At 41.1% G+C, this 22,396-nt stretch carries 21 protein-coding genes; 18 read left to right on the forward strand and 3 right to left on the reverse strand.

Annotated features, from left to right (window positions below):
* Positions 1-194: 194 nt before the first annotated feature.
* From ACIQXQ_RS08150 to ACIQXQ_RS08190, 9 genes are all read left to right on the forward strand, one after another.
* Positions 195-2,078 carry a methylmalonyl-CoA mutase family protein gene (locus tag ACIQXQ_RS08150; RefSeq protein ID WP_402956585.1) on the forward strand — a complete coding sequence of 628 codons (1,884 nt, stop codon included), beginning with the start codon at positions 195-197 and terminating at the stop codon, positions 2,076-2,078.
* On the forward strand, positions 2,075-4,267 hold the full coding sequence (gene scpA, locus ACIQXQ_RS08155; protein ID WP_402956587.1) for a methylmalonyl-CoA mutase: 2,193 nt from the start codon (positions 2,075-2,077) through the stop codon (positions 4,265-4,267). Before ACIQXQ_RS08150 ends, scpA begins: the two co-directional genes overlap by 4 nt.
* Entirely contained in the window at positions 4,267-5,424 is a 1,158-nt protein-coding gene (gene meaB / locus ACIQXQ_RS08160; protein WP_402956589.1) for a methylmalonyl Co-A mutase-associated GTPase MeaB, read from the forward strand. Before scpA ends, meaB begins: the two co-directional genes overlap by 1 nt.
* A 127-nt stretch (positions 5,425-5,551) precedes the next feature.
* Positions 5,552-5,989 (forward strand): BrxA/BrxB family bacilliredoxin, encoded by a 438-nt coding sequence (locus ACIQXQ_RS08165; RefSeq protein ID WP_402869372.1) that lies wholly within the window; start codon positions 5,552-5,554, stop codon positions 5,987-5,989.
* 337 nt (positions 5,990-6,326) lie between these two features.
* Positions 6,327-7,130 (forward strand): transporter substrate-binding domain-containing protein, encoded by an 804-nt coding sequence (locus ACIQXQ_RS08170; RefSeq protein WP_402956967.1) that lies wholly within the window; start codon positions 6,327-6,329, stop codon positions 7,128-7,130.
* Between the two features lie 125 nt (positions 7,131-7,255).
* Entirely contained in the window at positions 7,256-7,915 is a 660-nt protein-coding gene (locus tag ACIQXQ_RS08175) for an amino acid ABC transporter permease (RefSeq protein WP_402869370.1), read from the forward strand.
* Positions 7,908-8,630, forward strand: a complete 723-nt coding sequence (locus tag ACIQXQ_RS08180; protein WP_402956592.1) for an amino acid ABC transporter ATP-binding protein — start codon at positions 7,908-7,910, stop codon at positions 8,628-8,630. Before ACIQXQ_RS08175 ends, ACIQXQ_RS08180 begins: the two co-directional genes overlap by 8 nt.
* Positions 8,631-8,818: 188 nt before the next feature.
* Positions 8,819-9,808, forward strand: coding sequence for an aromatic acid exporter family protein (locus ACIQXQ_RS08185; protein ID WP_402956594.1), 990 nt, complete (start codon positions 8,819-8,821; stop codon positions 9,806-9,808).
* A 31-nt stretch (positions 9,809-9,839) separates the two neighbouring features.
* Positions 9,840-10,355, forward strand: coding sequence for a L,D-transpeptidase (locus ACIQXQ_RS08190; RefSeq protein WP_402869365.1), 516 nt, complete (start codon positions 9,840-9,842; stop codon positions 10,353-10,355).
* A gap of 37 nt (positions 10,356-10,392) precedes the next feature.
* Here ACIQXQ_RS08190 and prli42 read toward each other — a convergent pair whose 3' ends face one another.
* Positions 10,393-10,488 (reverse strand): stressosome-associated protein Prli42, encoded by a 96-nt coding sequence (prli42, locus tag ACIQXQ_RS08195; RefSeq protein WP_402869363.1) that lies wholly within the window; start codon positions 10,486-10,488, stop codon positions 10,393-10,395.
* A 169-nt stretch (positions 10,489-10,657) separates the two neighbouring features.
* Between prli42 and mce the strand changes: the two genes are divergently transcribed.
* The 5 genes from mce to gndA all read left to right on the forward strand — a co-directional run bounded on the left by mce (position 10,658) and on the right by gndA (position 16,928).
* Positions 10,658-11,080 (forward strand): methylmalonyl-CoA epimerase, encoded by a 423-nt coding sequence (gene mce / locus ACIQXQ_RS08200; protein WP_402869361.1) that lies wholly within the window; start codon positions 10,658-10,660, stop codon positions 11,078-11,080.
* The gene (locus ACIQXQ_RS08205; protein ID WP_402869359.1) at positions 11,077-12,627 is read left to right on the forward strand and encodes an acyl-CoA carboxylase subunit beta; all 1,551 of its coding nucleotides are present in this window, start codon (positions 11,077-11,079) and stop codon (positions 12,625-12,627) included. Before mce ends, ACIQXQ_RS08205 begins: the two co-directional genes overlap by 4 nt.
* A gap of 147 nt (positions 12,628-12,774) precedes the next feature.
* Positions 12,775-13,896: a tripeptidase T gene (locus tag ACIQXQ_RS08210; protein WP_402956969.1), complete on the forward strand. Its 1,122-nt coding sequence runs from the start codon at positions 12,775-12,777 to the stop codon at positions 13,894-13,896.
* 328 nt (positions 13,897-14,224) lie between these two features.
* Positions 14,225-15,490 (forward strand): DNA polymerase IV, encoded by a 1,266-nt coding sequence (locus ACIQXQ_RS08215; protein WP_402956597.1) that lies wholly within the window; start codon positions 14,225-14,227, stop codon positions 15,488-15,490.
* A gap of 28 nt (positions 15,491-15,518) precedes the next feature.
* Positions 15,519-16,928, forward strand: a complete 1,410-nt coding sequence (gene gndA, locus ACIQXQ_RS08220) for an NADP-dependent phosphogluconate dehydrogenase (protein WP_402869354.1) — start codon at positions 15,519-15,521, stop codon at positions 16,926-16,928.
* Positions 16,929-17,023: 95 nt separating this feature from the next.
* Here the strand turns inward: gndA and ACIQXQ_RS08225 are convergent, their stop codons facing one another.
* A complete protein-coding gene (locus tag ACIQXQ_RS08225) occupies positions 17,024-17,197 on the reverse strand; it encodes an asparagine synthase (protein WP_402956599.1) in 174 nt (57 codons plus the stop codon).
* A gap of 272 nt (positions 17,198-17,469) precedes the next feature.
* Between ACIQXQ_RS08225 and ACIQXQ_RS08230 the strand changes: the two genes are divergently transcribed.
* A complete protein-coding gene (locus ACIQXQ_RS08230) occupies positions 17,470-17,622 on the forward strand; it encodes a hypothetical protein (RefSeq protein WP_402869350.1) in 153 nt (50 codons plus the stop codon).
* A 42-nt stretch (positions 17,623-17,664) separates the two neighbouring features.
* Here ACIQXQ_RS08230 and zwf read toward each other — a convergent pair whose 3' ends face one another.
* Positions 17,665-19,161 (reverse strand): glucose-6-phosphate dehydrogenase, encoded by a 1,497-nt coding sequence (zwf, locus tag ACIQXQ_RS08235; RefSeq protein ID WP_402869348.1) that lies wholly within the window; start codon positions 19,159-19,161, stop codon positions 17,665-17,667.
* A gap of 216 nt (positions 19,162-19,377) precedes the next feature.
* Between zwf and rnz the strand changes: the two genes are divergently transcribed.
* From rnz to ACIQXQ_RS08250, 3 genes are all read left to right on the forward strand, one after another.
* Entirely contained in the window at positions 19,378-20,310 is a 933-nt protein-coding gene (rnz, locus tag ACIQXQ_RS08240) for a ribonuclease Z (protein ID WP_402869346.1), read from the forward strand.
* Between the two features lie 65 nt (positions 20,311-20,375).
* Positions 20,376-21,194: a squalene/phytoene synthase family protein gene (locus ACIQXQ_RS08245; RefSeq protein ID WP_402956601.1), complete on the forward strand. Its 819-nt coding sequence runs from the start codon at positions 20,376-20,378 to the stop codon at positions 21,192-21,194.
* Between the two features lie 206 nt (positions 21,195-21,400).
* Complete coding sequence (locus ACIQXQ_RS08250; RefSeq protein ID WP_402869342.1) at positions 21,401-22,396, forward strand: ABC transporter substrate-binding protein; 996 nt, start codon at positions 21,401-21,403, stop codon at positions 22,394-22,396.

The raw sequence follows: 22,396 nt of genomic DNA on the forward strand, positions 1-22,396 counted from the left end.
CTCATAATTATTCTCCATCTTCTATCATATGGTTTTTTTAACAGGTTTTGATATTAGCTAAAATTATAAGAATATTATGATAGAATATATATAAATTGATGGGAGAGTGTTTTTCTTATGTAATTGACTGAGCGTTCGGTCTACGTATTGACGATTGAACCAGTAGGAAAGCAAAATATAAGGGAGCGATTAAAATGGAATTGAAAGATGTAAAAAACATATCCTTTCCAAAACCTTCATTAGAAGAGTGGAAGGAAGCGGCAGAAACTAGTTTAAAAGGCAGAAGTGTCGAAAAATTAAAAACGAATACATATGAAGGCATTACTTTAAATCCCCTCTATACAGAGGAATCTGTTTCAGATGGAGAACAAACAGAGCTTCCCGGATTTGCTCCCTTTACACGTGGAATTGCTCCGACCGGTTATTACGAGCAGCCATGGTTTGTCGTACAGCCTGTAAGCGGTATCACGGCTGACGAGGCAAATGAAAAGATGCACGCCGCACTAGAGCGCGGTCAGAATATTATCGTCTATCCAGCTCATCTTCTTGCGGAGGGTGCGAGGGTTTCAAAACTTTTTAATGGCCTATCATTAAATGAACTTCCCGTTTTCATTGACCTGAAGGGAAAGCAAAAGGAACTATTCCCTCAATTCAAAGCTGTTGCAAATCAACAAAATGCGCAAATTAAGGGTGTGCTTGCAGAAGATCCGATTGCAGAATGGTTAGTCGGTGGTCAAGTTCCTGAAGATACAGAAACATATTTTGCCGAATGGGCAAAAACAATCCAAGATTATCAACAGATTGGTCCGGACTTAAAGTCAATTCTTGTTAACACGGCTAGTTTTCATAATGGAGGAGCCAATGCAATTCAAGAGCTTGCCTATGGATTGGCAGTTGCTGTCCAATATATATGGGAAGGGCAAAAACAAGGGATTTCCGTACGGGATATTGTCGGAAAGATCGTGTTTTCCTTTGCAGTGGATTCCAATTACTTTATGTCGATTGCGAAGATACGGGCGGCTAGAAGACTTTGGGCTGGTCTAGCGGAAGCTTTTGAAGAGGATGCCGAGTATTTTAAAATGGTTATACATGCAGTTACATCCGAGTTGACAGAAACGCTCTATGATCAACACGTGAATATTCTGCGGACCACGAATCAAGCATTTACTGCAGCAATTGGAGGGATTCAGTACTTGCAGATCCATCCATTTAATCATGCTTCAGGTGAGTGTAATGAATTTTCGGAAAGAATAGCACGCAACACGCATTTAATCCTTAAAGAGGAAACGAATATCACAACGGTGGTCGATCCTGCCGGCGGATCTTGGTATGTCGAGCAATTGACGGATGAATTGGCTGATAAAGCATGGGTGAAGTTCCTTGAGATTGACGAGTCAGGCGGGGTACTTGATGCCATTATGCAAGGGGCTTTACAAGCAGACATAGCAAAAGTCTACGAGGAAAGGGTCCAGAATGCGGCACTACGGAAAGAAAGTATTATTGGTACCAACGTTTATCCGAACCCTACCGATAAAATCAAAGTTCCTACAACTGAAACACAGAGATCATATATGGTGGTTCAGGGGCCAGTAGATATTACACCAATCAAGTTAGATCGTATATCATCCCAATTTGAACAGTTAAGATTACGAAGTGAAGAGTGTAAACAAAATGGCGGGAAAGCACCGACAATCGGCCTTATTAACTTGAATGAACTTAAATCTTATAAGCCTCGTGCTGATTTTATAAAAGGCTTTGTTGCAGCCGGTGGAATTGAAACGATGGAAAGTGAAGGATGCCATGATAGTAAGGAAGCGGTGGATTATATAGCTGAAACTAAGCTTTCCATATACTGTGTATGTGGAAGTGATCTTGATTACTCGGATAAGGCGGAATCCATCATAAAAGAGATTAAACAGCAATACCCACACATCAAGCTATATGTCGCTGGAAAGCAATCGGCAGAATTGGAGACCGTTTTATTGGAGTCTGGAGCGGACGACTTTATCCATGTTAAAACGAATGTTGTGGCGGTCTTGACAGAACTACTACAAGAGCTAGGGGTGAATGAACAATGAAAAAACCAAATTTCTCTACCATAAATCCTGCTAAGTCTGAGCGTAAAGGAACAGTTGAATTATGGAAACAAGAGGCAGAAGCAGCAGTTGAACAAAACATCGAGGAACTTTTATTCGAAACGAATGAACAAATCAAGGTTAAACCATTATATATGAAAGAAGATAGTCAGAATTTGGAGCACATGGAAAGTGTACCGGGAATTGCTCCATATACAAGGGGACCCTATCCATCCATGTATGTGAACCGGCCATGGACAGTACGACAATATGCAGGGTTCTCAACTGCAGAGGAATCCAACGCATTTTACCGCAGGAATTTAGCGATGGGTCAAAAGGGTCTCTCGGTGGCCTTCGATTTGGCAACACATCGCGGCTATGATTCGGATCATCCTCGTGTTGTTGGGGATGTAGGAAAAGCGGGTGTGGCGATAGACTCGATTTTGGATATGAAGATCCTATTTGATGGAATACCACTCGATCAAATGTCGGTATCCATGACAATGAATGGAGCGGTTTTACCTATTCTTGCTTTTTATATCGTTACAGCCGAGGAGCAGGGAGTCACCCAGGATAAGCTTTCTGGTACCATTCAAAATGATATCTTAAAGGAATACATGGTTAGGAATACGTATATCTATCCACCCGAGATGTCGATGAAAATCATTGCTGATATATTTGAATATACTTCAAAATATATGCCAAAGTTCAATTCTATTTCCATTTCCGGTTATCACCTACAAGAAGCTGGAGCACCTGCAGATATCGAGCTTGCTTATACGTTGGCGGATGGCCTGGAATATGCAAGGACAGGAATGAAAGCCGGTATCGATATTGATAAATTTGCCCCTCGTTTGTCGTTCTTCTGGGCTGTTGGAATGAACTATTTCATGGAAGTGGCAAAAATGAGAGCGGGACGGTTCATATGGTCAAAACTAATGAAACAGTTTGAACCGAAGAATAAGAAAGCGATGGCTTTACGAACACACTCCCAAACATCGGGGTGGAGCCTTTCAGAGCAAGATCCTTTCAATAATGTAGCACGAACACTGATCGAGGCGCATGCAGCTGCCTTGGGCCATACCCAATCTTTGCATACGAACGCATTGGATGAGGCCATTGCCCTTCCAACCGATTTCTCAGCACGCATTGCCCGGAATACACAGCTTTATCTTCAAGAGGAGACTGGCATTACAAAGGTCATCGATCCATGGGCAGGTTCTTATTATGTCGAATCGCTAACAAATGAACTGATTGAAAGGGCTTGGGCTCATATCGAAGAAATTGAAGGTCTTGGGGGCATGGCAAAGGCGATTGAAACCGGTCTTCCGAAAATGAGGATTGAAGAAGCGGCAGCAAAACGTCAAGCTAAAATCGATTCTCAAGATGAAACAATCGTGGGTGTCAATAAATATCGCCTGAAAAAAGAAGATGCGATTGAAATCTTGGAGATAGATAATACCGCCGTCCGCGAAAGTCAACTTAAGCGTTTAAGCATCCTTAAAGAAAAAAGAGATCAGGCGAAAGTCGATGAAGCTCTTCAGGCATTGACGCAAGCGGCACGAACTGGTGAAGGTAACTTGCTTGAATTGGCAGTACAGGCAACTCGAGTCCGCGCTTCACTTGGGGAAATTTCCGATGCAATTGAAGAAGTGGCTGGTCGCCATAAGGCCACCATCCGTTCTATTAGTGGTGTTTATAGCTCAGCTTATTCGAAAGAGGCGGAAATTGAAGAAGTAATTGCCATGACTGACGAATTTCTTGAAAATGAAGGCAGACGCCCTCGTTTATTGATGGCTAAGATGGGGCAGGACGGCCATGATCGAGGATCGAAAGTGGTTGGTACGGGGTTTGCTGATTTAGGCTACGATGTTGACATCGGGCCACTATTCCAAACACCGGAGGAAACCGCTCTTCAGGCTGTGGAAAATGATGTGCATGTTGTTGGGATGAGCTCGCTCGCTGCCGGCCACAAAACACTATTGCCGCAATTGATGGCCGAGTTGAAGAAATTGGGCCGGGAAGACATTATCGTCATTGTCGGTGGAGTCATCCCAGCACAAGATTATGATTATTTAATGCAAAACGGCGCATCAGCGATTTTTGGACCTGGCACGGTCATCCCACAGGCAGCTAAAAAAGTGCTACAAGAAATATACCATCGCCTAGGATATGAGGAAGTGGCACAGTAATGAGTGAAGATAAGAAGCCGGAATGGGTCGATCCTAACAATCAGGATGGTTTTGCTTCTTCGTTAAAGCCAGGTGTGGAATTGGATGCTGGTCATAATAAAGCATCAAAAAGTAGATTTATCAAAAAGAAAAATGAGAGAATCTCGATACCGCAATTGAAAGATGGAATCTTGACAGGGGAGAGAGCAAAGCTTGCTAAAGGGATCACATTAGTGGAAAGCAATGCCGAACATCATTTCGAGTTGGCACAAGAACTTTTGCACTCAATTCTCCCACACACAGGTGCTTCGCTCCGCATCGGCATTTCAGGTGTCCCTGGGGCTGGTAAAAGTACATTCATCGAAACCTTTGGAACGTTTTTATGTAATAAAGGATATAAGGTTGCGGTACTCGCTGTCGATCCAAGTTCCTCGATTAATGGAGGGAGCATCCTTGGGGATAAGACGAGGATGGAGGAACTGGCACGGAATCCTCAAGCTTTTATCCGACCTTCCCCATCAGAAGGAACTTTGGGTGGGGTGCATAGGAAAACGAGGGAAACGATGTTACTTTGTGAGGCGGCCGGTTTTGATGTGATTTTGATTGAAACGGTGGGTGTAGGGCAGAGTGAAGCGATTGTCCGAAGTATGGTCGACTTTTTCATGTTGCTTGTCCTAACAGGAGCCGGAGATGAATTGCAGGGCATGAAAAAAGGAATCATGGAACTTGTTGATGGTATAGTGGTCAATAAAGCAGACGGTGAAAACATTCCGCTTGCGAACAGGACAAGGTCGGAATACAGTCGTATTCTCCATTTCCTTCAGCCTGCCACTAAAGGGTGGGCTGGAAAAGCGTATACATGTTCTTCTGTTACAGGAAAAGGGATTCCTGAAATTTGGGACGTATTACAGGACTTTTCGCAGACAACAAAGTTATCGGGTGTTTTTCAGGAACGGAGAAGAATGCAATCCAAAGAGTGGTTGTATTCATTAATAGACCATCAGCTTAAAACCATGTTCTATAAAAATGATACTGTCAAAGGCTTACTGCCCAAGCTTGAAAATGAAGTGATGTCCGGTAATAAAACGGTCACTAAAGCCGTACAACAAGCATTTCAATCGTTCTCTGAATCCTTAAGTTCGAATGAATGCGGTCCCACAGATAACGAACGGATATAGCTCTCCCTTTCTTATCACCAATTGGAATCTTGATGTTTTTAATCATGGCCAGTTAAATTGATTGAATCGGGCTTCGTCAATTGTTATGATAGTGGTGAAGAGAAAAAGCTGGAAGGAGCACTATACTATGAATATGGATTTCAATTTTTTAATGAATGACGTGGTCAAACAAGCTCGCGATGAGATTAAGACTGCTGGATATACAGAACTGACGACTGCTGAGGAAGTAGAAGATGTATTGGCCCAAAAGGGTACGACGCTAGTTATGGTCAATTCCGTTTGTGGTTGTGCTGGGGGAATTGCTAGACCAGCTGCAGCCCATGCGATTCATAACGATAAACGTCCTAATCAGCTTGTAACTGTTTTTGCAGGTCAAGATAAGGAAGCGACTGAGAAGGCCCGTGATTATTTCGAAGGATATCCACCATCATCACCATCATTCGCTCTTCTGAAAGATGGAAAAATCATCACGATGATTGAGCGTCATGAAATCGAGGGTCATCATCCAATGTCTGTAGTGGAAAAATTGCAAGCTTACTTCGATGAATATTGTGAAGAAGTGTAAGACTTTGCTTATGCATTAAGCTTACTAGTATCTTTTAGGAAAACCGCCGAGTTTGGCGGTTTTTTTATTGGTGAATTTGCTTGGAATCAGTTGGAATCGGAAGAAATTGGTTGGTTAACCAGGTGTATTTTGTAGTAGGTAGAGTATTATATTAGAATTTGGTTAAAATAATATTCTAAAAAATAAATTTTTCATTAAGCTTATTGAATAATTATAAGAATGTGTTAAAATACACAAGAGTGCATGAATATTAGTTCGCATACGAGTTTAAGTTTATCGTAATTTGGCCATTGGCTCATACAAGAATCAAAAACTACTTGGAGGAATAATGATGAAATTGAAAAAGCGGGTAGCATTGTTGCTTACTTCTGTTTTATTAGTAGGTATTTTAGCAGCATGTGGAACCTCAGAGAAAAAAGAAGAGAATACATCAGGTAATAAAGATAAAAAAGTGCTAGTAATGGGAACATCTGCGGATTATCCACCGTTTGAATATGTTGAAACATCCAAAAGCGATGAAATCAAAGGATTTGACGTAGATATCGCTAAAGCGATCGGTAAGAAATTAGGATATGAAATCCAGGTGAAGGATATTGATTTTAACAGTCTTGTTCCATCACTTGAAAATAAATCGGTGGATTTTGTTATCTCTGGAATGACTCCAACACCGAAACGTGAGAAATCCGTTGATTTTAGTGATATTTATTATACAGCGAAAAACATGATCATTACGACAGATGGCAGCAAGATAAAAACGGTAGATGATTTAAAAGGGAAAACGGTAGGCGTACAGCTTGCTTCCATTCAAGAGACATTGGCAAATGACTTGAATAAAAATGAAAATATCGGGATGAAGATTGAAAAACGGAATCGTATTCCTGAAATCATCCAGGAAATGGTTGCGAAACGTTTTGATGCCGTGATTATTGAAGATACAGTTGCTAAAGGATATTTGAAAGACAATCCGGATTTAGTAGGATATGAGATGGAAACTGGGGAAGAAGACGCTGGTTCCGCTATTGCATTCCAAAAGGGCAGTGATTTAACGGAAGATTTCAATGCTGAACTGAACGAAATGTTGGAAAATGGTGAAATGGAAAAATTAATTCTAAAATGGTTCGGTGGCAGTGAAACTAAATAATACAGAGAAAAGGGAAAACGTTCAGAAGTGATAAAATACGCCTTCTGAGCGTTTTTCCACGCTTTATTGAGTATAAAGTGAATAAGGAAGGCCTTTATAGGTCTTTATAAGAGAGGATGAATGGAGTGAATCTGGATTTTGAAAGGATTATGCCTTCCCTTCCATATATCATGGAGGGAATACCGACTACACTAAAAGTTGTGGCGGTTGCGGCTGTAATCGGTTTTGTTTTGGGGATCATCTTATCCATACTGAAAATCAGCAGAATTAAGCCGTTAAATTGGATTGCTGACTTTTATACATCGATTTTCCGCGGTACACCATTAGTTTTACAATTAATGCTTATTTATTTTGGTTCCCCACAAATTTTAGGGATTCAAATCGAAGCGTTTCAGGCTGCTTTCTTGGCTTTCGGCTTAAACTCTGCCGCGTATATCTCGGAAATCATCAGGGGTGGTATATTAGCGGTCGATAAAGGGCAACGGGAAGCCGCGCTTGCCCTTGGGGTTCCTTATTCAAGTATGATGTTGAATATCATCTTGCCACAGGCCATCAAGAACATTCTCCCTTCTTTAGTGAATGAAATCATTTCCTTAACGAAGGAATCCGCCGTGGTAACCATCATCGGTTTAGGCGATATTATGCGCCGTTCTTATATTGTCGGTGGTGAGACCTATAAATTCTTCGAGCCGATATTATTTGCCGGTCTCATTTATTATGTGATGGTCATGATTCTCACTATCTTAGGTAAAGTGATCGAAAGGAGAATGAGACGCAGTGATTAAAATAGATCAGCTTCAAAAGAGTTATGGCAAACTTAACGTTCTAAAAGGAATCAGTACAGAAATTGGACAGGGTGAAGTCCTAGCGATAATCGGTCCCTCCGGATCAGGAAAGTCGACTTTTCTCCGGTGTATCAATATGCTTGAAACACCTACTGATGGACAGATTTGGTTCAAAGATCAAAATATTACGGATAAAAAGACTAATATTATGAAAGTCCGTGAGAATGTCGGGATGGTATTTCAACATTTCCATTTATTCCCACACAAGACGGTGCTTGAGAACCTGACATATGCGCCTATGAAGGTGAAAAAGTTATCCAAAGCAGACGCTGTGAAACAGGCAAGAGAGCTTTTGAATAAAGTTGGATTGGCTGATAAGGAAACAACGTATCCAAATCGTCTTTCCGGCGGGCAAAAACAAAGGGTTGCCATAGCACGTGCATTGGCCATGAATCCGGAAGTCATGCTGTTTGACGAGCCGACTTCCGCATTAGACCCGGAAATGGTAAAAGAAGTATTGGACGTTATGAAGTCACTGGCCCATACCGGGATGACAATGTTAATTGTTACGCACGAAATGGGATTTGCTAAAGAAGTGGCCGATCGGGTTCTATTCTTGGATGGCGGCTTGCTTGTTGAGGAAGGTGCTCCGGATGAGTTCTTTTCCAACCCGAAAAGCCAGCGTGCCAAAGATTTTCTTCAAAAAGTGCTTTAAAATGAAAAAAATGAACATGTAGTGAAAAAAGGTAACTTTAGTTACCTTTTTTATTTTACCCAAATAATGTATCATAGGTATAATGAATTATTAATAATTTAGAATTTTCCTTCATAAAGGACTGTAAAATTATCTGAATAGCTGATAGTATTATAATAGAAGTGAAAGAAGCAAGGTGATACATAACAATGTTCAAAATCGGGTATAGAACGATTAAAACTGCTATGGGGGCATCCATCGCAATTATTATTGCACAATTGCTGGGTTTGAATAATTTCTCTTCTGCTGGCATCATAACGATTTTGTGTATACAGGTTACAAAAAGGAAATCGGTATTTGCCTCCTGGCATCGATTTTTGGCTTGTATGATCGCAATGCTTTATTCTACTTTACTGTTTCAGGGTATAGCTTTCCATCCCCTTGTAATCGGGCTAATCCTTCTCATCTTCATCCCGACTACAGTTGCCTTGAATGTTAGCCAGGGAATAGTTACAAGCAGTGTCATCATCCTACATCTCTATGGCTCTGGAAAGATTACTATTGCACTGCTCGTCAATGAAACGATTTTGATTGTCGTTGGAGTGGGTGTGGCACTTATCATGAATCTATACATGCCTAGTGTGGAAAAAAAATTAATTGCTTACCAGGATAGAATTGAGATGAATTTTAGTGCTATCTTAATGGCAGTTGTCCGCTATTTACGGGATAATGACCATACATGGGATGGAAAGGAAATTACAAAAACAGCAAATCTTCTTAATGAAGCCAAAAGTCTTGCCTTTAGGGATGTGGAGAATCATTTTCTTCGGGAAGAAGATCTCCATTATCATTATTTCAAAATGAGGGAAAAGCAATTCGAAATTATTGAGAGGATTCTCCCTTTGGTCACAAATATTCCTTTAAGAGTGAAGCAAAGCGGTATATTGGCAGACTTTATAGAGGATTTGGCTGAAAATGTTCATCCTCAAAATACGGCGATCCTTTACTTGAGGCAACTTGAGGAAATGGAAGAGTTTTTTAAGGGGATGGAACTTCCTCAAACCCGGGAAGAGTTTGAATCACGTGCAGCTTTATTGCAGCTTATGAAGGAAATGGAACGCTATTTATTGCTTAAGCATTCTTTCAAGGGATTCCCTAAGGAGAGTCATAATCGAATGAAAAAGAGGCCGTTGGCTTAAACTAAGCAAAAAAGTAAAGGAACTGATAGAAATGAAACGAATCCTTTCTTTATTGTTATTGCTTGTCTTGTCAGCTGTACCATCTCAGGCCCTTGCTCAAACCGTAAATCACGGAGAGCCATTCATTATTATCAATAAAGCGAATAATAAACTGGCTTTCATTGACGACAACGTGGTACAAGAGATACTTCCAGTCGGAACAGGCAAGAGTCAGGAATTGACGCCTGAAGGGTTATTTACCGTCAAGGTAAAAGCGGTTAATCCTTACTATCGAAAAAAGAATATCCCTGGTGGAGATCCCAGAAATCCGCTTGGGTCAAGATGGATTGGTTTTGATGCCAGGAATACAGATGGCAGGATTTATGGGATACATGGAACCAATCAACCATCCTCAATCGGGAAATACATTTCCAATGGTTGTGTGAGGATGCATAAACCGGATGTAGAGCGGTTATATGACAAGGTTCCGATTGGGACAAAGGTTCTAATAACTCTATCAAATGAAAGTTTCAACACGTTAGCCAGAAATATAGGGGCTATCAAATAAGAAAGAGGGAAGCTTTTAGCTCCCCTCCTGCAGCCTATTACAATAAAAATGCGATGCCTGATAGTAAGGTCGTCAATAACATCGAGATAAGCATGAGATAGACAACAACTTTTCTTACTTTTTTATTTTTCATTATGTTCTCTCCTCAAACAGTATGATTATTTTCATTTTAACTTGAACATATAGGAGAAACAAGCAAAAGTGCAATATTCTCATTATTCAAAAGAATGGTATAGTTACATAATGAATTGATAGAAAATTCAATAGAGTGAAAATAGTACATAGTATGGGGGAATAGTAAAATGATTAAGAATATTGATCATATCGGGATTGCGGTTAAATCAATAGAGGAAGCCTTGCCGCTTTACACTGAAACATTGAAATTGGAGCTTGAAGGAATAGAAACGGTTGAGAGCCAAGGCGTTAAAGTGGCATTTATCCTAGCAGGGAATACTCGTTTAGAGTTATTGGAAGCGTTATCTCCTGATAGCGCCGTCGCTAAATTCATTGAAAAACGGGGTGAAGGGATTCACCATGTGGCTTTGGGTGTAGAGCGAATAGAGGATCGAATCCAGGAAATAAAAGAATCCGGTCTTCGTATGATTGATGAGACTTCAAGAAAAGGGGCACATCACGCAGATGTCGCTTTTATCCATCCTAAATCGACGTCGGGTGTCCTATATGAGCTATGTGAAAGAACTGAATTAAAGGAGGAGCAAAAATGACTGATATCTATGAAACTATCAATGACTTGTACGATCGACGCCGAAAGGTAGAAATGGGCGGCGGGGAAGATAGAATTGAAAAGCAACACGAAAAAGGAAAACTAACGGCGAGGGAAAGAATCGAACTTCTAGTGGATGAGGGTACCTTCGTTGAGCTGAATCCCTTTATCAAACACCGGAACACCAATTTTGGCATGGAAAAAGCAGAAGGACCGGGAGAAGGAGTAGTAACTGGTTATGGGAAAGTCAATGGTCGTGACATTTACCTGTTCTCTCAAGACTTTACCGTGTTTGGTGGGGCGCTCGGAGAAATGCATGCTCTGAAAATTGCCAATGTTATGGATTTGGCTGCGGAAAATGGTGCTCCCTTCATCGGGTTGAACGATTCTGGCGGAGCTCGGATTCAGGAAGGGGTTGTCTCCCTTGATGGATACGGTCAAATTTTCTATCGTAATTCGATATATTCTGGTGTGATCCCTCAGATTTCTGTCATATTGGGTCCATGTGCAGGTGGCGCGGTTTATTCACCAGCCATTACGGATTTTGTTTTCATGGTTGAGAAAACAAGCCAGATGTTCATTACAGGACCGAAAGTTATCGAAACGGTGACAGGGGAAAAAATTTCATCTGAAGGATTAGGTGGAGCGAAGGTACATAACACGGTCAGTGGTAATGCTCATTTCATGGGTGCTTCGGAGGAAGAAGTTTTAGCTGATGTTAAACGTCTTTTAAGCTATCTCCCGCAAAACAACCAAGAAAAGCCACCGGCTCTGGAAGCGACAGATGAAGACGACTATCGTCCAGATCTAACGGACGTTGTCCCATATGAAGGCATTCGTCCATACGATGTCCGAAAAGTGGTCAATCAAATTGTCGACGAGGATTCATTTATGGAAGTGCAAGCAGGGTTTGCGAAGAATATCGTGGTTGGTCTAGCACGCATTAAAGGGAAATCAGTGGGGCTTATTTGTAACCAGCCTAAAGTGTTGGCTGGTGGACTCGATATTGATTCATCTGATAAAGCTGCCAGGTTCATACGATTCTGTGATTCATTCAATATACCATTGATCACTTTTGAAGATGTTTCTGGATTTTTCCCTGGTGTTAAACAAGAACATGGTGGGATCATCCGCCATGGTGCGAAACTTTTATATGCCTATTCAGAAGCAACTGTGCCAAAATTAACGATCATTCTCCGTAAAGCCTATGGTGGTGCTTATGTGGCCCTCAATAGTAAATCCATCGGGGCAGACCTTACGTTTGCTTGGCCAAATGCTGAAATTGCGGTGATGGGATCAGCTGGAGCTGCAAACATCATATTTGCCCGTGAAATTAAAAATAGTGAGAATCCTGAAGCCACACGTGCAGAGAAAATTGAGGAATATCGTGAAAAGTTTGCAAATCCATATGTAGCGGCAAGTCTTGGAATGGTCGATGATGTTATTGACCCTCGTGAAACAAGAATTAAAATCATCCAATCGCTTGAAATGCTACGTAATAAAAAAGAAACCCGTCCATGGAAAAAACACGGGAATATTCCGTTGTAAGTACCAGTATGAGGGGAGCCTGAAACCAGGCTCCTTTTTTTGCTTTTTTATGTTTTTATTGAAAGGAGATCTTCCTATCGGATTATTTGCCGGGTAACGGCTTTAGAGATATACTTATAAAGGATTACTTTTATGGAGGTTTAAATGATGATTAATGAAGAACGGTTAGTTAGTGAATTCTTTGAATTGGTGCAAATTGATTCAGAAACTAAAAATGAAGCAGCAATAGCTAAAGTTTTAAAAGAAAAATTCACGGCACTTGGCGTGGATGTTTTTGAAGATGATACAATGTCTGTTACGGGTCATGGGGCTGGTAATTTAATTTGTACGCTGAAAGGCACGAAACCTGGCGTAGATACCATTTATTTCACATCACATATGGATACGGTCGTACCAGGTAACGGTATCAAACCGTCTATTAAAGATGGATACATAGTGTCAGATGGAACGACGATTCTAGGGGCAGATGACAAAGCAGGTTTATCTGTTATGTTAGAAACGTTGAAAGTGATTAAGGAGCAGAATATTGAGCACGGAACAATTGAGTTCATCATTACCGTTGGTGAAGAATCAGGGTTAGTAGGAGCAAAAGCTCTAGATCGTTCTCTTGTAACGGCAAAATACGGCTTTGCTCTTGACAGTGATGGTAAAGTTGGGAATATCGTCGTTGCTGCCCCTACTCAAGCCAAGGTAGCTGCAACCATTTTAGGCAAGACCGCCCATGCTGGCGTAGCTCCTGAAAAAGGGGTTTCTGCCATTACGATTGCTGCCAAAGCCATTTCAAGAATGCCTTTAGGCCGCATTGATGATGAAACGACAGCCAATATCGGACGTTTCCAAGGTGGACAACAAACGAATATCGTTTGTGATCATGTTGAAATTTTATCAGAAGCAAGATCATTGGTTCCTGAAAAAATGGAAAAACAAGTAGCAAGAATGAAAGAAGCTTTCGAGACTGCTGCCATCGAAATGGGCGGACGGGCCGAAGTGAAAGTCAATGTCATGTATCCAGGCTTTAAATATGGAGCAGGTGACCATGTGGTCGAAGTTGCAAGAAAAGCGGCAGAGAAAATTGGCCGTCCATGCGAATTGGTGAAAAGCGGCGGCGGTAGTGATGCAAATGTAATTGCTGGATTTGGCATTCCTACGGTTAATCTAGCAGTCGGCTATGAAGACATTCATACAACGAATGAAAGAATTCCAGTGGAAGAATTGACAAAGTTGGCTGAAATGGTCATCAGTATCATTCAGGAAGTTTCGGCAGAATAATTACGCGAAGATGGATGAAGTAGTTTCCCGAGAATATCGTAAATTGGCGTGTTAGCCACCAAAAAACCGAATATATGCAGGGTGTAGCGAATATTGGAAGTCACTTGTCACATTAATAATGATCCAAAAAAACTCGTTCATCTTTAGTGGACATAAAAGGGATACAGGAATATATGTACAGTCATCAGTAATATGATGACTGTTTTTCTTAGAATGAAGCACTACTTCAATGGTTATCAAGGTTAGATTGGGGTATCTTAATGAAGAAGATTTAGTTTATATGGACCCAATTTCCTGAGATTTGTACCAACAAGGATGTGACAGTCACATGAAGGATATGTATCCTAAAAATGGAAAGGTCATTCTCCATGTAGACATGAATAGTTTCTATGCATCTGTGGAAATGTCCTATGATGAATCATTGAAAGGGAAGCCATTAGCAATTGCCGGTAATGTTGAAGAAAGAAGGGGAATCATCGTTACCTGTAGTTATGAAGCTAGAAAATATGGTGTTAAAACGACCATGCCCATTTGGCAGGCCAAAAAACTATGCCCTCAATTAATCATTAAAAAGCCGAATTTTGAGCGATATCGAAAGGCTTCCCTCGCCATATTTGAAGTATTGCGGCAGTATACGGAAATAGTTGAACCTGTTTCCATCGATGAAGGGTATCTGGATATCAGTGAGTGTGCAGAATGGGGTTCACCTTTGGAAATTGCCAAAAGTATTCAAGAGCGTATATATAATACAATGGATCTTCCTTGTAGCATTGGCATCGCCCCAAATAAATTTTTGGCTAAAACAGCATCGGATATGAAAAAGCCGATGGGGATCACGGTTCTAAGGAAAAGAGATGTTCCCAAGGTTCTCTGGCCCTTACAGGTGGTGGAGATGCATGGGATTGGGGGTAAAACGGCAGAAAAACTCCAGACAATCGGTATCCAGACAATTGGAGACCTTGCCAAGGCCAACGAAACCCAGTTAAAACAGTTGCTAGGGATAAATGGCATCCGTTTGAAGGAACGGGCTAACGGAATGGATTCGCGACTTGTTGATCCAGAGGCCATTTTTGACCATAAAAGCATTGGGAACTCGACAACCCTGCCTAAGGATACTACCAATCAAAGAGAGCTGGTCGGGGTATTGGAGAAGCTTTCGGAAAAAGTTGCAGTACGTTTGAAGAATAAACGTTTGCTAGGTCAGAAGATTGGAGTGACCATCCGTTATAAAAATTGGAGGACCATTACAAGAAGTAAGATGGTTTCCAATCCATTTTTTGAAAAAACGGATATTTCGGATTGGGCTACTGAGCTGTTTTTGAAGAATTGGAATGGAGAGGCCATTCGCCTGTTAGGTGTAACGGCTTATGATGTCATTGAAAAAGAATCTGCATTCAAACAACTCGATATCTTTTCCTTTGAAGAGGATGCTGACAAAGAACCTTTATACGAAGTGATGGAACACTTGCAAAATAAGTATGGAGAAAATATTATTAAAAAGGGCCTTACTTTGAAAGAACGGTCAATTGGTACGAATACCAGTTTTAGCAAAGACTTTTTTGAGCGAACCAGAAGTAAAAATGGACTAAGGTGACATACATCCAAATGAAGGGAAGGTAATCATGACAAAACAACAAATTGGCGTTATCGGACTTGCTGTAATGGGTAAGAACCTTGCATTTAATATCGAAAGCAGAGGGTATTCAATTTCCGTGTATAATCGTTCCGCTGCAAAGACGGACGAAATGATGGAAGAAGCGAAAGGCAAAAATGTAGTACCGGCATATACGCTTGAAGAATTCGTGAATTCGCTTCAAACACCAAGGAAAATTCTATTGATGGTAAAAGCGGGTGCCGCTACGGATGCAACCATTGATCAACTTAAGCCGCTTCTTGAAAAAGGGGACATCGTCATTGATGGCGGGAATACGTTCTACAAGGACACGCAGCGCCGCAATGAGGAATTGAGTGAACTTGGTATTCATTTCATTGGAACTGGTGTCTCAGGAGGGGAAGAAGGAGCCCTGACTGGTCCTTCCATCATGCCAAGCGGGCAGAAGGAAGCATATGATTTGGTAGCGCCTATCTTGAAGGATATTTCTGCCAAGGTTGATGGGGATGCATGTTGTACATATATCGGACCAGGTGGTGCCGGACATTATGTGAAGATGGTGCATAATGGAATTGAGTATGGTGATATGCAGCTGATTTCGGAATCTTATTTCCTTTTGAAAAATCTTCTGGGTCTGTCCGCTGAAGAATTTCATGAGGTGTTCACTGAATGGAATAAGGGAGAGTTGGATAGCTATCTTATTGAAATCACTGCTGATATTTTCAAACGCTATGATGAAGAGACAGGTAAGCCCATGGTCGATGTCATTTTAGATAAAGCTGGCCAAAAAGGTACAGGTAAATGGACGAGCCAAAGTGCACTGGATCTTGGTGTACCACTTCCAATCATAACGGAATCCGTTTTTGCACGATACATTTCAGCCATAAAAGAAGAGCGGGTAGAAGCAAGCAAGGTCCTCAGCGGTCCGGAAGCTAAATTTACCGGTGATAAAAAGGCTTTGATTGAAAGCATTCGCAAAGCGCTTTATATGAGTAAAATTTGTTCGTATGCACAAGGCTTCGCTCAAATGAAGGCTGCATCTGAAGAGAATAACTGGAACCTTCAATATGGGGACATCGCGATGATTTTCCGTGGGGGCTGCATCATCCGTGCTCAGTTCCTGCAAAAAATCAAAGATGCATATGATCGCGAGGCAAACTTGAACAACTTGCTTCTAGATCCTTATTTCCAAGAAATTGCCGAAAATTATCAAGGAGCTTTGCGTGAAGTGGTCTCTACCGCTGTGTTGAACGGCATTCCAGTTCCTTGCTTGTCTTCTGCACTCGCTTATTTCGATAGCTACCGTACAGAAACGCTTCCGGCCAATTTAATTCAAGCTCAACGCGATTACTTTGGAGCACATACGTATGAACGGATCGATAAAGAAGGTACCTTCCACACTGAATGGATGGACAAATAATCAAAAAAACTGGCTGGAATAGACATTCTATTTTAGCCAGTTTTTTTATTCGACAACTTAAAAAGAAGGAAGCACAAGTGTGCTCCCTTCTTCTACTAACGTCGATGCTCAACAAGGTCAATGACCCCTAATACAACATGTGCCAATCCGAAACCAAAAACCGTATTAGCGACCATCTTGTTTGAGCCACGGTTCTGCTTCATGGCATAACCTGCAGCAGTTACGGCAGTTCCTAACGCTGTTGGAATTAATCCTTCACGAACATCCATCGTAAATCCCTCCGCATCGGTTAGTAGTGGTATTCAGATAAAGAACACCATTTATATTGTTACCACAGCTGGACGGTATCATTCGGCTATATGGAAAAAGGAGAGATGAAATAATAAACTGAACTCAATGAAAAAATGGGTACTTTGTATATTTCTTTTTTATGCCGAAAGTAGTAAGATTTATAGCAACCATCTTTAACAGTTTATGTACCTGTATAAAATGTATGGGATGATGAGCGTATAGTGAAGCAAGAAAAGGAGTGGTTGAATTTATGCACTTCATCTGGATGATCGTAGCCCTTGTTTTATTTTTTGTGGTTATTGAATCAAGTGTGACTTTTTGGCTTAATCATGGAACAGATTCAGAATCGAAGGATTTTATCCATGCCATTCGAGAGAAAATCATCAAAAAGAGTGCCTCATAAAATAGAGAAGAGGATGCAGGTTCACTGCATCCTCTTATTAGTTTACTGATTATTTCTTTTTTCTTTTTCGATTTGCCACCAAACATGTCCATCTTCTGCTAAAAGCTCATCGGATGCTTTTGGTCCTGTCGAACCCGCTTCATAATTGGGGAAAGAGGCTTCTTTCGTATTTTCCCAGGCATTCGAAATGGTATCGACAAATTTCCAAGAAAGTGCGACCTCATCCCAATGTGTAAAGTTTGTGGCATCTCCACGCATGCTATCAAATAAAAGCTTTTCGTAAGCTTCAGGTGAATTGATATGTTCGATTCCTTTGTTGGAAACCGTCAACTTCACTGGCTTCGTATTCATCGTCGTTCCCGATTTCTTCACATTTAAGTAAAGGGAAATACCCTCTTCAGGTTGGATATGGATGACAAGAAGGTTTGGTTGCAAGGTTTCTTCGGTTTTGTAATAGAGATTCATTGGAATGTCTTTAAATTGAACAACGATCTTCGTTGATTTTACATCCATTCTTTTACCAGTACGGATATAAAAAGGAACACCCGCCCAGCGGAAGTTATCAATCATCAATTTACCCGCAACATAGGTTTCTGTATTAGATTCAGGATCGACATTCAATTCATCACGATAAGCAGGGAGTGTTTGTTCCCCTACCGTACCTGAGCCATATTGACCACGGACGAAATATTCTTTGACTTCGTCCACTTTCATTTGTCGGAGTGACCGTAATGCTCGGACCTTTTCGCTGCGGACTTCTTCTGTAGTCAAGGCAATCGGAGGTTCCATGGCAAGCAGGGCGACCATTTGCAATAAATGGTTTTGGACCATGTCCCGTAAGGCGCCACTCGTTTCATAATAACGCCCACGTTCCTCGACACCAAGTGTTTCACTTGAAGTAACTTGGATGTTGGAAATATAACGGTTATTCCATAGTGGTTCGAATAAGGCATTGGAAAAACGGATGACTTCAATGTTTTGTACCATTTCTTTGCCCAGGTAATGGTCGATTCGATAAATTTCATCTTCAGCAAATGCGGTACGTATTTGCTCATTCAAGATTTGTGCTGTTTCAAAACTGTGCCCAAATGGCTTTTCGATGACAAGGCGTTTGTAACCCTTGGTATCGGTCAAGCCTTGGGCTTTTACCTGTTCGGCAATGGTTCCGAAAAACTCCGGTGCCATCGCTAAATAAAAGATACGATTGCCTTCCAGATCATACTGGCCGTCTAAATTATCAGCAACCTGCTTTAATTGTAAATAGGACTCTGAACTAGTTACATCATGTGAATGATAGTGGAAATGGGAAACGAATTCATCAACCTTTTCCTCCGCATGTCCAAATGTCAGGATGGAGTCTTTTACACTTGCTTGAAACTCAGTATTGGTTAATGGCCTTCTGGCGACACCCACCACTGCGAATTTATTGATTTTTTCCTTTTGGAATAGTCGATATATCGAAGGAAACAGCTTTCGTTTCGCTAAATCTCCGGTAGCGCCAAAAATCATGATTAATGCTGTAGGTTTATTTTCTGTCATGTTAGAACCTCAACTTTCTGTAATTTCTGTCTTAAAGTTGGATATGTACTAATTCTTAATTTTACGGTTAGCTTTCCCTCAAAGCAATCTATTTGCGCATTTTTTCGTAATTTCATTAAAATCTTCAAAGAGACCGAATTTTAAAAGTTGAAAAATGAATCAGGGCCTCTGTTATGCTATAGTAAGGTATAAAGTTTTTGCAACGGAGGTAGGAATGTGGATTTTGTTTTTTTAGGAACGGGTGCTGGTGTTCCGGCAAAGGCGCGTAATGTGACGGCAATCGCCCTTCAATTATTAGAAGAACGGGGAAAAGTATGGCTTTTTGATTGCGGGGAAGCGACACAGCATCAAATTTTAAAAACGGCGGTTAAACCACGTAAAATTGAAAAGATTTTCATAACGCATTTGCATGGTGACCACATCTTTGGTCTTCCTGGTCTTTTAAGCAGCAGGTCTTTTCAGGGTGGAGTCGAAAAATTGACGGTGTACGGCCCAAAAGGCATTGATGCTTATATCACGACGAGTTTACAAGTGAGTGCCACTCATTTGAAATATCCATTGGAAATCATTGAAATTGAGGAAGGCGTCATATTCGAAGATGACCAGTTTACCGTGACGGCCCTGGAACTTGATCATGGCATTTATAGTGTCGGTTACCGAATCGTGGAAAAAGATCGGCAGGGGAGTTTACTGGTTGACCAGTTGCGTAAACAAGGAGTGCCACCGGGTCCCCTTTATAAAGCATTGAAAAATGGGGAATCGGTCCGTCTTGAAGATGGCCGGACCATTAATGGGAAAGACTATCTTAGTGCACCACAGAAGGGCAGAATTATTACGATACTTGGTGATACTAGGGTTTGCGACAATGCCCTCGTCCTTGCCGACTCAGCTGATTATCTCATCCATGAAGCAACCTTTTCTGCGGAAGAAACGGAATTGGCAACGGCCTATTTCCATTCAACTACTATACAAGCGGCTGAAACTGCCAAAAAAGCGGGGGTTAAGCACCTTGTTTTAACACATATCTCCTCACGCTATACTCTTGAGGATGCAGAACGGTTAAAAGAGGAAAGCAGTGCAATCCTTTCGAATACAACCATGGCAGAAGATTTATTGTCGATTAAAATCCCTTTATATGTACAAGAATAGGGAAATCATTACGATTATTTGGTATAATAGTTCAATTGCTTATTGGATATAAGGAGGGTGAAAAAATGACTGAACAAAATAATTTACATAACAAGGCGATGGATTTTCTTTTGAAAACAAGTCGTACTTTTTTTATCCCTATTAGTTACTTGCCATCAGGATTACAGGAAGCCATTGGTTCGGCATATCTTTGCATGCGGGCCATTGATGAAATTGAAGACCACCCGAATCTAGGTGCCGAAGATAAAATCGCCCTATTGCAGGCTGTTAGCAGCCTATTGAAAACCGATTATCGTAAAGAGGACATCCAGGCTGTTTTTGAACCATATAAGGATGTGCTTCCGGAAGTGACCTTGCAACTTGGAGATTGGATGGATTATTGTCCTCCAGGTGTGCTTGGTAAGGTCCTTGAGTCTACCAAGGAAATGGCTGAAGGCATGGCGAAGTGGGTTTCGAAGAATTGGCAAATACATGATAAGGAAGAGCTTGATGAGTATACCTATTATGTCGCTGGTTTAGTTGGGGTGATGCTCTCTGATATTTGGAAATGGTATGATGGAACAGATACGGATCGCAATCTTGCCATTGCATTTGGACAGGGCCTTCAAACGGTCAACATCCTACGGAACCGTGAAGAAGATGCAGAACGCGGCGTGAATTTTTATCCGAATGGATGGGGCTTCAAAGAGATGCTGAGCCATACAGAATATAATCTTGAATTGGCGGATAGGTACATTGAAGACATCGAGACAAAGGATATTGTCCATTTCTGTAAAATTCCTTTGGAATTGGCTAAAGCTACTTTGAAGGCGTTAAAAGAAGGAAAAGAAAAAATCAATCGGTCAACGGTTACCACTATCGTAAACCAGGTCGTCGATAATTAAGAAGAGCAAGCTACTGTATAAAGTTTATACAACTTTATACAGTAGCTTTTTTATTACTTCATAAGAGTAATCGTAAAATTCTAAAAATTTAAAAAAATACATTGGAATAGTGGCAGTAAACGATTATAATTTAGTACATAAAAGCGGAAAAGTTGACTTCGTTAGAGAGACAGAATTTTAAAAAAAGAGAAAAGCGGAGGAACATTATGAAAAAGAGATTATATTCAACGGCAGCCTTGACCTTGATTACTGGAATTTTACTTGCAGGGTGTGGAAATGAAAACGAGAAAGACTCGGCAAAAAACGAAAGTGATAAGGATGCTTTCAAAGTCGGAGTGACACAAATCGTTCAGCACGATTCTTTGGATCAAGCATATGAAGGGTTTCAGGCTGCTTTGAAGGATAGTGACATTAAAGCAAAATATGATCTCCAAATTGCTCAGGGCGATCAAAACAACAGCCAGACGATAGCGAATAACTTTGTCGGGGATAAAGTGGATTTGATTTTTGCTAACTCGACGCCAAGCGCTTTAAGTTCATTGAATGCGACTAAAGATATTCCAATCGTCTTCACTTCTGTAACTGATCCAGTAGCTGCGGAACTTGTTACGTCCATGGAGAAACCAGGTGGAAATGTGACAGGTACGACCGATTCTCATCCGGATGCCATCAAAAATTCCATGAAGTTCCTGGCAGAAGAGCTTGGAGCGAAAACAATAGGGACGGTTTACAATACGGGCGAACAAAATTCAGTCGTTCAAATTAAAAATGTGAAAGCGGAGGCAAAAAAAGCGGGCTTGAAAGTCGTGGAAGCATCCGTCTCGACTTCAGCCGAAGTTAAGCAGGCAACGGAATCGTTGATTGGAAAAGCGGATGCTTTCTATATCATTACGGATAATACAGTAGTTTCAGCGTTAGAATCAGTGATTTCGGTAGCGAATGACCAGGATATCCCCTTATTTGTCGGGGAACTTGATTCCGTGAATGCAGGCGGTTTCGCAGCATATGGCTTCAGTTACTATGATATTGGCTACGAAGCAGGCCAGAAAGCGGTAGAAATATTAAAAGATGATAAAAAACCGGGTGATATCGCGGTTCAATATCCTCAAAAATTAAAATTGGTGATTAATGAAACAGCTGCAAAGGAAATGGGTGTTGAAATAAAAGAAGAATGGAAAGCAAATGCTGAGTTTGTTAAATAA

The sequence above is a fragment of the Peribacillus sp. NPDC097198 genome, from assembly GCF_044762055.1.
Taxonomy (GTDB): Bacteria; Bacillota; Bacilli; order Bacillales; family DSM-1321; genus Peribacillus.

Bases quoted from the DNA above. Each gene is read 5' to 3' on its own strand.
- ACIQXQ_RS08150 (WP_402956585.1), top strand. From the start codon at position 195: ATGGAATTGAAAGATGTAAAAAACATATCCTTTCCAAAACCTTCATTA.
- scpA (WP_402956587.1), top strand. From the start codon at position 2,075: ATGAAAAAACCAAATTTCTCTACCATAAATCCTGCTAAGTCTGAGCGT.
- meaB (WP_402956589.1), top strand. From the start codon at position 4,267: ATGAGTGAAGATAAGAAGCCGGAATGGGTCGATCCTAACAATCAGGAT.
- ACIQXQ_RS08165 (WP_402869372.1), top strand. From the start codon at position 5,552: ATGAATATGGATTTCAATTTTTTAATGAATGACGTGGTCAAACAAGCT.
- ACIQXQ_RS08185 (WP_402956594.1), top strand. From the start codon at position 8,819: ATGTTCAAAATCGGGTATAGAACGATTAAAACTGCTATGGGGGCATCC.
- ACIQXQ_RS08190 (WP_402869365.1), top strand. From the start codon at position 9,840: ATGAAACGAATCCTTTCTTTATTGTTATTGCTTGTCTTGTCAGCTGTA.
- prli42 (WP_402869363.1), bottom strand. From the start codon at position 10,488: ATGAAAAATAAAAAAGTAAGAAAAGTTGTTGTCTATCTCATGCTTATC.
- mce (WP_402869361.1), top strand. From the start codon at position 10,658: ATGATTAAGAATATTGATCATATCGGGATTGCGGTTAAATCAATAGAG.
- ACIQXQ_RS08205 (WP_402869359.1), top strand. From the start codon at position 11,077: ATGACTGATATCTATGAAACTATCAATGACTTGTACGATCGACGCCGA.
- ACIQXQ_RS08210 (WP_402956969.1), top strand. From the start codon at position 12,775: ATGATTAATGAAGAACGGTTAGTTAGTGAATTCTTTGAATTGGTGCAA.
- ACIQXQ_RS08215 (WP_402956597.1), top strand. From the start codon at position 14,225: ATGAAGGATATGTATCCTAAAAATGGAAAGGTCATTCTCCATGTAGAC.
- gndA (WP_402869354.1), top strand. From the start codon at position 15,519: ATGACAAAACAACAAATTGGCGTTATCGGACTTGCTGTAATGGGTAAG.
- ACIQXQ_RS08225 (WP_402956599.1), bottom strand. From the start codon at position 17,197: ATGGATGTTCGTGAAGGATTAATTCCAACAGCGTTAGGAACTGCCGTA.
- ACIQXQ_RS08230 (WP_402869350.1), top strand. From the start codon at position 17,470: ATGCACTTCATCTGGATGATCGTAGCCCTTGTTTTATTTTTTGTGGTT.
- zwf (WP_402869348.1), bottom strand. From the start codon at position 19,161: ATGACAGAAAATAAACCTACAGCATTAATCATGATTTTTGGCGCTACC.
- ACIQXQ_RS08245 (WP_402956601.1), top strand. From the start codon at position 20,376: ATGACTGAACAAAATAATTTACATAACAAGGCGATGGATTTTCTTTTG.
- ACIQXQ_RS08250 (WP_402869342.1), top strand. From the start codon at position 21,401: ATGAAAAAGAGATTATATTCAACGGCAGCCTTGACCTTGATTACTGGA.